Origin of the sequence: Thermoflexus sp., assembly GCF_042408365.1 — a bacterium.
GTDB lineage: Bacteria > Chloroflexota > Anaerolineae > Thermoflexales > Thermoflexaceae > Thermoflexus.
Genome location: NZ_JBHOQJ010000267.1, coordinates 1 through 1,790, shown reverse-complemented (window position 1 = coordinate 1,790; position 1,790 = coordinate 1). Strand labels below are relative to the sequence as shown.

The window sequence follows — 1,790 nt, the reverse complement described above, 5'->3', positions numbered from 1 at the left end:
AGCCGGCGGAAAGAAGCCCTTCAACCTGTTCAGACGGTGGGAGCTCATGTCGCCTATTCGATGGCCGCGAGCGGATGAGGAGGAAGCGGTTCGAAGGCTGGCGGAGCGCTGTGGGGTATTCCGGCCGGAGGAAATCGAGACCCTGCTAGAGATCTTTCGAGAAGCCTGCGAGAAAGGGGCCGAACGGAGCGGCTACTATTTCCGCGTCTGGGCGGATGGGGAGAGCGAGGCGCCCTTAGGGTTGATCTGCTATGGGCGGAGGCCATTGACCCGATGGTCATGGGATCTTTACTGGCTGCTGGTGGATCCGCAGGCGCAGCGGCAGGGCATCGGCACTGCCCTCCTTCGGGCGATGGAAGAGCATATCGAGCGTGCGGGTGGGCGGTGGATCCTGGTGGAGACAGCGACCGCGCCCGCCTATGCCCCGGCCCGTCGCTTCTACGAACGCCATGGGTTCCGGCTGCTGGCCGTGGTGGAAGACTTTTACGATGAGGGCGAGGGGCTGGCGGTTTACCTGAAGGGTCTTCCTTCGCCGTCCGGCGAGCGATCATCCTCGGCGATGGAGGCCCACACTCAGGAGGTGGGATGATGCGGCGGTATCCATCGAGGCCGCGCACCATGCGCCAAGTGATCCTGCTCTACAACATAGACAGCGCCTGGCCTCTGGAAGATCAAACCTATGCCTTGGAATGCGTTCGTAGACTGCAACAGGGTCTGGAGGCCCATGGGCTGGTGGTTCAGCCGGTGGAGATCCACCGGGAGGTCTTGGGCCCTCTGGCCGCCTACGACCCTTCGGAGTGGGTGGTATTCAACTGGTGTGAGGCGCTGGAAGGGGATCCCTATGGGGAGCCCCGGGTCGCCCGAGCGCTGGAGTCGGCCGGCTTCCTGTACACCGGATCCGGTCCCTGGGCGCTGACGGTGGCGGGAAACAAGGCTCTGATGAAGGCGTTTCTCACCCTGAACGGCATCCCCACCCCACCATGGCGGGTCTGCCATCGGCTCCAGGATCTGGAGGAATGGTCCGATTTCCCGGCGATCGTGAAGCCGATCCGGGAGCACGGCAGCGTGGGGATCACCCCGGAGGCCGTGGTGACTTCTCCGTCGGCGTTGAGAGAGCGGGTTCAATTCGTGCTGGAGACCCTTCGCCAGCCCGCGTTGGTGGAGGTCTTCATACCGGGCCGTGAATTGAACGTCAGCTTGTGGGGGAACGGCGATCCGGAGCCCCTTCCGATTTCTGAGATCCTATTCGACGGACTGCCGGAGGAGCAGCGAATCGTGGATCAATTCGCGAAGTGGGATCGGGGGAGCGAGCGTTACCGGCGGACCATCCCGTTGGTCCCGGCGCCGCTGGATGAGTGGACGGAGGCGGAGGTGGTGCATGTGGCGACCTTGGCCTACCGGGCGTTGCGGGTTCGGGATTACGGACGGGTGGATATCCGGCTGGCGCCGGACGGGACGCCTTATGTGATCGATGTGAATCCGAACCCGGACATCTCGCTGGATGCGGGGTTCGTGCGCTCGGCGGCGGCGGCGGGGTATGATTACGGGCGCATGGCGGCCCACATCCTGCGGATCGCATGGGCCCGACGCTCGCGGCGCGCCCCGGCCTCGCTTCCCCTCTCCCGCGCGCTGGCGTGAAAAAAACCGATTCGGACTCCACCACCATCATCCGCACCGCATCGTCTGGGCCCAAGAAAGGCTTTTTTGCCCCCTTCCCGCGGCCCGAAAGGCCGCGAAGAGAGAGAAAGCTGAAGGATTTTGGGGTGGGTGGGGCCGCCTTCGGCGGCCCC

Annotated in this window: 2 protein-coding genes; both read left to right on the top strand. The window is 64.6% G+C overall.

Annotated features, from left to right (window positions below; all coding sequences use genetic code 11):
- Nucleotides 1-589 (top strand): GNAT family N-acetyltransferase (locus tag ACFMO5_RS12145; RefSeq protein WP_376793018.1); only part of this gene is annotated, 589 nt, incomplete at its 5' end.
- The gene (locus tag ACFMO5_RS12140) at nucleotides 589-1,638 is read left to right on the top strand and encodes an ATP-grasp domain-containing protein (RefSeq protein ID WP_376793017.1); all 1,050 of its coding nucleotides are present in this window, start codon (nucleotides 589-591) and stop codon (nucleotides 1,636-1,638) included. The genes ACFMO5_RS12145 and ACFMO5_RS12140, both read left to right, overlap by 1 nt.
- Nucleotides 1,639-1,790: the final 152 nt, after the last annotated feature.